Genomic DNA, 6816 nt, shown 5'->3' with positions numbered 1-6816 from the left:
GTTCTGCTGCTGCGATGAAAAAACACACACTCCTGCATCACCTTTGAGCCTGTAAATAAGAGCTGTGATATGTCATCACGCCATGGTGGAACCCAATCAGCAGTAAGTACACCATTGAAGTGAATATCCGGGCGTTTCTGGCAGACTTGTTCTGTGCCAAATACTAAGGCTGATGGATAATGCTGTTGCCAGTCTTTTAAAAATAAATGATGTAATTTATTGGGTGCAACCAAATAACGTACTTCACCCAGTGCATCTATTTGTTTAGCTAAATCAGACGTGAATTGAATAGGACTATGCAACCATAGCGAACCATCTGCTAAGCGAATGACGACCATTCGCGTGGTGTATGGGAGGGTATAAAAGCGGACGCTATCACCATCAATGTAGCTTATATTCTTCCCCAGGCTGTGCATAATTACTCCATGGTTCAAGATGAACGATATCTATGTCATCGCTGATTTCTTCTCAACGTGTTAAGTTCTGATGTGACAGAATATCGCTATTGCGAATCAATTATAGCTGAGGATAAAGCGACCAATGACACTGCGATCAATTTTACGCAAATGGACAGAACGTTATTTCTCTGATGAAGAAGCCGTTATTCTGCTCATTGTTTTAGTGCTGGGCTTTGCTGTGGTTATCTGGTTGGGCGGGATGTTGGCGCCATTTTTTACGGCGTTGGTGATTGCTTTCCTGTTACAGGGGGTCGTGAATATGCTGACCCACAGGCGTGTACCCAATATGGTGGCGGTAGCCATAGTCTTCCTCGGGTTTATCGGTTTGATGTTGGCTTTGGGTTTTTTATTAATGCCATTGTTGTGGAATCAGTTGGTTAACCTGGTGCAGGAAACGCCTAAAATGTTGTCCAATGGTGAGGACTGGCTTGTCAACCTTCACTATCATTATCCTAATTTAATCAAACCTGATGAAATTCAAAGCTGGATTTCCAGTACCGCAAAACAATTCACGGTTTATGGGCAAAGGGCGGTGTCTTTGTCTATTGCTTCGCTGGGTAATGTGATTGGTTTGATTATCTATCTGGTATTAGTGCCTATTCTGGTTTTCTTTATGCTGAAAGATCGGCAAAAACTGGTTGGATTTGTACTGTCATTCATGCCGGAAAAACGTGGGCTGATGAACCGCATCTGGAGTGAAATGGATGATCAAATTGCTAATTATGTGCGTGGCAAAGTGGTCGAGATTGCGATTGTTGGTACGGTGAGTTATGCGACATTCTCATTCTTTGGCTTGCAATACACCGCACTGTTGGCTGTCTTGGTGGGCTTCTCTGTGTTAATTCCATTTATTGGTGCTGCTGTCGCTACATTACCTGTTGCAGCGGTAGCGGGTTTTCAATTCGGGCTCACCGAACAGTTTGCTTACATATTGATTGCTTACGGTATTATTCAGGCGCTTGATGGCAATGTGTTAGTGCCGGTTTTATTTTCAGAAGCTGTCAATTTGCATCCTGTTTCTATCATTCTTGCCGTTTTGTTTTTTGGGGGAATATGGGGTGTGTGGGGTGTTTTCTTTGCCATTCCACTGGCAACATTATTAAAAGCCCTGATAACCGCCTGGCCAAGAAGCTTACATGACACACCAATACAGAAAAGCCCCTAACGCTTGTCAAACCGGGCTTGTTGATGGTGAAAAATTGTCAGTAATTGCAGCAAAAACATCAGCGTTGGCTACAAAAGGGCATTTGACTGAGATGGATTTATCTAAAGCGTAATCATCATATGCTTATCGTACAAACTTTCTTGACACAATGGGATAAAAGTCAGCGCAGTGAAGCTGATAAACGACAGCGTTTGCATCAGCCTGACAGAGCCTTGGTGTGTCTTGCTTCAGCAAATACACTAGCGGATGAACGCATTGTGCTGGATATGCATGGTGAGCCTGAGCAGCATAAGCGTATTCAGTTTCATTTAGACACTGAGGATTTTTATATTGACCGCTTTCATTTTTCTCTGACTGAGCGGACATTGGCATATAAAACAGCACAGTCTGCACCCAGGCTGATTTCAGCATTGGAAGAGGGATGGGTGCAGTGTCGATATAATTGGCGTCGTCGAGTAGAACAAAGTGGCTATATCTATTGGCTTTATGAGGATGTTACGCTAAATGCTTGTTTTGTAGATAACTTTAGAGAAGATGGGTTTATGAGACAAGCAGCTGATCACGTCTTCACTGACTTAACATTATCTGCAGAATGAATTGTAGCCTTTAAAAAAGTTGTATATCCGCTTGCCCCCACAACGTTGTCACTTGTTTTTCAAAACCTGTTTTATGGCTATTACTTAACATCAGTACCGTGCCCAGATCAGATGCTTCAGCGTGAAGATTCTCCATGGTTAATCGTCTATCGACCTCACGGGCGACAGCCTCTTCCGTGCTGATGATGGTGATATTCCGTCCGGCAACCTGTTGTATAACGGCTTTGAGATGAGTGAAATGCGTACAACCAAGGATGAGTGTATCGGCACCTTTATCCAGTAATGGCTGTATATAACGTTGAATGGTGTTGTATGTGTCCTGGTAACTTAACGCTAATGTTTCTACTAAAATCACCAGATCAGGGCAGGGTTGAATTTCAATCCGAGCACCCATTGCGACGCGCTTAGCTAAATCATGGAATGACTGACTGGTGAGTGTTTTTGCCGTGGCTAACACACCGATGACGCCCGTTTTTGTATTCATTGCAGCTGGGCGTAACCCTGGCTCCACGCCGATAAACGGCAATGAATAACGTTCCCGTAGTGTTTTAATACTGACCAGTGTCGCCGTATTACAAGCGACTACAATGGCCTTGACTTGCCGACTGAGTAACTCTTCGGTAATCGTGACGGAACGCTCGAGGATGTAGGCTTCGCTTTTTTCACCGTAGGGTGCATGCAGCGTATCAGCCAAATAGATGAGATGCTCGTTAGGCATGCGTTCTCTAATCTGTTTGGCAATAGGCAAGCCGCCGATACCAGAGTCAAATATACCAATCGGTCTTGCGTCAGCCATGATGAGTTCTGTTTATTATAGAGAATAAAAAATCGACGATTGTACTGGATCTATTCGTAAATGGTGTTAATGGTTAGCGTTGCAGAGCCACAAATTCACCCTGAAACAAACCCACACGGTCAGTCTCAAGTCTTAGTGTCGATACCACAGTAATTCGTGCTTTTCCCATTCGTGCAAAAGTACGTAAAAACTTTTCCCAGTTTTCAGTGAGGGGTATGTACGCAGTCGCAGTAAACTCGCCCGTTATTGGCTTTTCATATTCCATCGAGTTTCGTTGAATGACTACTGTGCAGTCCAGACCGGCGTTATGGAGTCGTGTATTTAATAGTGACCATGCAGATAAGATGGCTAATGTTGAGGCACTGCCACCGAATACGGTTTCATGGTAGTTAACATTGGGCGTCAGGGGGGCTTGGAGTGTGACATGGTCATCTGCCAAGGTTGTGACAGAAACCTGCATGGCTGCTGATAAAGGAATGTGTTGATACAGGTACTGCTGTAGTTGTTCAGGTGTCATCGTTTCACTGCTCGGATGGATTGTCAGAATAATAACGTCTTCTCACTAGTTGAAAAAGTCTTTACGCTATCCCTCATATTCAGCAGCCCGTTGAGAAGGTTCACATCACAATGAAAACATCTCTGCAAAGAACACGATGGTCAATTTCTGGCGTATTGTTGCTACTTGCGTTTTATACTGGCGTTGCTTTTGCAGACGACGTTCAGGATGGCATTGCGGCATATAAAAACAGAGATTTTCATACTGCTTATCAAGCATGGCATAAAGCGGCAGAGCAGAATATCGCTGAGGCGCAATGGATGTTAGGCATTATGTTATTAAACGGTCAGGGAGTGAAACAAGACAATGCCGCTGCCTATTCCTGGTTAACCTTAGCCAGTGAAAAGAAACATAAACAAGCCTCCATTGATCGACTAGCAATACGAAACCGATTAACGGTTGAAGAGCTAGCCAAAGCAGATATGTTGACGGCGGCATTCAGAGACAAACAAACCTCAAAAACAGTCATAAAACAGCAAAAAGAACAAGCCTTTCAATGGTTTGAAAAAGCCGCCAGAAAAGGCGATGCTCATGCGCAATACCAACTGGGTGAAATGCTACTCAGTGGCGATGGTGTCAGGCAGGATAACGTTGCTGCCTATTCCTGGTTCAGTCTGGCCAGTCAACAAAATCATCCTCAGGCTATTGTGAAACAGGCACAACTGAAAGATGAGTTAAGTGCTAGCCAGATCGAAAAAGCCAATGCTTTGATGTTAACTAACCGTGACAATCATTCGATTAACGATGCGCCACCGGGATTACCTGAAATCACAGAAAAATCTGACATTAAGGTCGTTCAGCCAACGGCAGAAGTAATGGCACGATCTACTGTTCAAACAGCGCCTGACAAATTAACGACGCTCACAACCGAAAAGCCCGAAAAGACTCATAAAGTTAAAGCCGAACAAAAGGTGTCTGATGACAAACCGCAAGCAGTGACTGTTTATCGTGTGCAGGTAGGGGCATTTAAGTCTAGAGAACAGGTTAATATCGCCTTGGCCCAACTAACAAACAAAGCTGCTTTGAGAGGGCAAACATACCAAACCACCATTACCGAACCCGTTGAAGATACTGTTAAGCCAGATTTTTATCGTCTACAACTGGGTAATTTTGCAGCTAAGCCTGAGGCAAAAAAACTATGCCAGTTTCTTAAGCAGAACAAGCAGCCTTGTTTTGTTGTTTCCAGTCAGTCAGATAAATAAAGATGATTTATTTAACTTTGCCAGATTTTATAGTGGATTAATTTTTTGATTTCTTGGTAGAGAGGAGACATAAAATACTCAGGACCATCAATAAAATTGCCATCAACAATCAAGCCTGTTCTTTCTAGTCGATGCAGCAAAGCCGCTGTATAAACAGCAGAAATATTATAGCGTTGGCATATACGTTTTTTTGCTTTTTGATTACGCTCAAGAACAATGGTTGATTCTTCTTGAGCTTCTTCGATGCTTAGCTCTTCACTTAGAATGAATAGGATTTCTATTTCGCGAATAGATAAGTCAGAAATGATAGTAAGAGTCTCTTCATACAACGTGGGTGTATTTCGAATTACTTGAGTTTCGATGCCATTAATAAACAAGTTCTCTAAAATAGCTACCTTTTCTTTTGAAATAGCTTTATCAATAGCATCAATGGTTTTAATGAAACAAGCAATAAAATCGTCTGATTGGAGTTCATGATCAGTTAAATTTATTTCACCTGTCTCTAATCGTTTAATTAATTTATCAAACTTATTGTTTCTATAAGTTTTTATTACTTTGTCTAGAGCCGTTCTAAGTGCTACTTTTCCGATGCCTGTACTCAATGAATCCATTTTTCATGCCTTTGTTGTGTATGGCTTATTAGCTTACTTATTCTTGAAACAACCTTTTCAGAAGAACATACAACGCGCCCGTGCCGCCATCGTCGACAGTCGCACTACAGAACGCAAGCACAATCTCGCTTTGGCGTAGCCAATGGTTCAGTTTGCTTTTTAAGACGGGTTTATTATCACGCGAACCCCAACCTTTTCCGTGGATGATGCGTACACAGCGGATTTGTTGTTGCTGACAAAACTCCAGAAACTCGGATAGTGATGGTTCCGCTTTCGCAATGGTCATACCGTGTAAGTCTAATTCGGCTTCAATGTGGACTTTGCCATTACGTAACTTGCCGAACAGTTTGTGCTGAATTCCTGGACCACGGTATTCAAGATATTCTTCATTACCAACCGTCTCTGGAGAAAACATATCTGAGAAGGTTTCTCCCTGATATTCATCATCCATGATTTTTTGGCGAATGGCTTTAGCAGCCGGTTTCGGTTTGTTATGAATCAGACGGTTTTGGCGTATACGGGTGGCATCGCGCATTTCCTCTCGGAATAATGCAAATTCATCTTCTTCAGAGTCGTCTTTTTTATTGGCCATGAACCTGATGCTGCCTGCGTGTTTGGAGAAAAAATAGTAGACCATTGTGCCAGATGAGGCTTGTGTAAAAAATCCTTTTTGATTTACCATGCGAAGCACTTGTCGGGGTGCCCGACCGGAATAATCCGGAAAGGCTGAGATGAAACCCGTTGAACCTGAAGAGGCTAGAACCTCCGTAGGAAACAAGCAGGACACCTGTTTTGCACTCGAGATCCATTTTCGATTGGTGTCTGTTTTCTTGTTCGCTTTCGCGCAACGATCTCATCTTCCCCGTCGTGGTTTTCATTTAGGGGAAGAGACGTGTCTACACAATCCAATAAAGTTATTAACATTAAAGACCGTAGCGGCATTACGACTGAGCCTTTAGCGGGGAGTGAGAAGTTTTACATCAAAGGTAGTCGTGACGACTTGCTCGTGCCATTTCGTCAGATTCATTTGACTGATACACCAAATGCCAATCCTGAATTGGCGGCTATTCCCAACGAGCCTGTTGTCGTATATGACACATCAGGTTTATACACCGATCCCAAAGCAAGCATTGATATTGAAAAAGGATTGCCACTCATTCGCCAAACGTGGATTGATGAGCGTGATGATACTGAACAATTAGCCGAGTTCAGTTCAGCCTACACACGTGAGCAAGATGCTCAGGACTTTGATATTCCATTATTCGATCACCGTCGCTTACCACGCAAAGCGAAAGCCGGTAAAAACGTCAGTCAAATGCACTACGCACGCCAAGGTATTATCACACCAGAAATGGAATACATTGCCATTCGTGAGAGTATGGGCCGTGAAGCGTTAGCCCAGCGTGGTGAGTTACCTGAGAATATGGAACAC

Annotated in this window: 8 protein-coding genes, 1 pseudogene and 1 riboswitch; of the genes and pseudogenes, 4 read left to right on the top strand and 5 right to left on the bottom strand. The window is 43.2% G+C overall.

Features of this window, described 5'->3' with window-relative positions; translation table 11 throughout:
- Positions 1-416, bottom strand: a 416-nt coding sequence (locus tag B4K20_RS13820) for a DUF4336 domain-containing protein (protein WP_289283330.1), incomplete at its 3' end; no start/stop codon positions are given.
- Between the two features lie 124 nt (positions 417-540).
- On the opposite strand from B4K20_RS13820, the gene B4K20_RS13815 reads away from it, so the two are divergent.
- Positions 541-1623, top strand: a complete 1083-nt coding sequence (locus B4K20_RS13815) for an AI-2E family transporter (RefSeq protein ID WP_289283329.1) — start codon at positions 541-543, stop codon at positions 1621-1623.
- A 119-nt stretch (positions 1624-1742) separates the two neighbouring features.
- The gene (locus B4K20_RS13810) at positions 1743-2219 is read left to right on the top strand and encodes a hypothetical protein (protein WP_289283328.1); all 477 of its coding nucleotides are present in this window, start codon (positions 1743-1745) and stop codon (positions 2217-2219) included.
- A 10-nt stretch (positions 2220-2229) separates the two neighbouring features.
- On the opposite strand, the gene murI is transcribed toward B4K20_RS13810, so the two are convergent.
- Positions 2230-3015 (bottom strand): glutamate racemase, encoded by a 786-nt coding sequence (gene murI / locus B4K20_RS13805; RefSeq protein ID WP_289283327.1) that lies wholly within the window; start codon positions 3013-3015, stop codon positions 2230-2232.
- A gap of 73 nt (positions 3016-3088) precedes the next feature.
- Positions 3089-3532 (bottom strand): YiiD C-terminal domain-containing protein, encoded by a 444-nt coding sequence (locus B4K20_RS13800; RefSeq protein ID WP_289283326.1) that lies wholly within the window; start codon positions 3530-3532, stop codon positions 3089-3091.
- A gap of 110 nt (positions 3533-3642) precedes the next feature.
- Here B4K20_RS13800 and B4K20_RS13795 point away from each other — a divergent pair, with 110 nt between their 5' ends.
- Positions 3643-4773, top strand: coding sequence for an SPOR domain-containing protein (locus tag B4K20_RS13795; protein WP_289283325.1), 1131 nt, complete (start codon positions 3643-3645; stop codon positions 4771-4773).
- An 11-nt stretch (positions 4774-4784) separates the two neighbouring features.
- Here B4K20_RS13795 and B4K20_RS13790 read toward each other — a convergent pair whose 3' ends face one another.
- Both B4K20_RS13790 and B4K20_RS13785 read right to left on the bottom strand, forming a co-directional pair.
- Positions 4785-5384, bottom strand: a complete 600-nt coding sequence (locus tag B4K20_RS13790) for a hypothetical protein (protein ID WP_289283324.1) — start codon at positions 5382-5384, stop codon at positions 4785-4787.
- A 37-nt stretch (positions 5385-5421) separates the two neighbouring features.
- Positions 5422-5976, bottom strand: a complete 555-nt coding sequence (locus B4K20_RS13785) for a Smr/MutS family protein (protein WP_289283323.1) — start codon at positions 5974-5976, stop codon at positions 5422-5424.
- Between the two features lie 93 nt (positions 5977-6069).
- Positions 6070-6175, top strand: a riboswitch (TPP riboswitch).
- A gap of 101 nt (positions 6176-6276) precedes the next feature.
- Between B4K20_RS13785 and B4K20_RS13780 the strand changes: the two are divergent.
- Positions 6277-6816, top strand: a pseudogene (locus B4K20_RS13780) (phosphomethylpyrimidine synthase ThiC); the annotation flags it as partial.

It is taken from the genome of Methylophaga sp. UBA5088 (assembly GCF_002414625.1).
In the GTDB taxonomy this organism is placed as follows: Bacteria; Pseudomonadota; Gammaproteobacteria; order Nitrosococcales; family Methylophagaceae; genus Methylophaga; species Methylophaga marina.
The sequence above is the reverse complement of the archived record's forward strand: the minus strand, read 5'-3'. Positions and strand labels throughout refer to the sequence as shown.